This window comes from Chitinophaga sp. Ak27 (assembly GCF_012726295.1).
Taxonomy (GTDB): Bacteria; Bacteroidota; Bacteroidia; order Chitinophagales; family Chitinophagaceae; genus Chitinophaga.
The window spans coordinates 1-345 of record NZ_JABAOB010000035.1 but is presented as its reverse complement, the minus strand read 5'-3'; the positions used below and the strand labels follow the sequence as shown (position 1 = coordinate 345).

The 345-nt window shown below is 44.1% G+C and carries 1 rRNA gene; it reads left to right on the top strand.

The features are described from left to right. Window positions 1–2: 2 nt before the first annotated feature. Window positions 3–114, top strand: a 5S ribosomal RNA gene (rrf, locus tag HGH90_RS31520). The last annotated feature ends 231 nt before the right edge of the window (window positions 115–345 follow it).

The window sequence follows — 345 nt, the reverse complement described above, 5'->3', positions numbered from 1 at the left end:
CTTATGGTGGTTATGCCGAGGGTGTTCACCTCTTCCCATTCCGAACAGAGAAGTTAAGCCCCTCATGGCCGATGGTACTGCACTATCATGCGGGAGAGTAGGTAGCTGCCATACTTATTAAGAAAAGCCTTGGTGTTCTTTGCACTAAGGCTTTTTCTTTCTTATATAAGTAGAGAGTGTTGCTAAAGAGTAGTAACAATGATTCTCTCAAAACTCAGAATAGGATTACTTGTTAAGCATCTGCTTACACGCTTAATCTCTGACACAGTTCTTTACCAACGCGGCTTACAGCCGCCAGATGATACACCCGGCCAGGCAACATCCTGCCAATTACACTTAACAGTA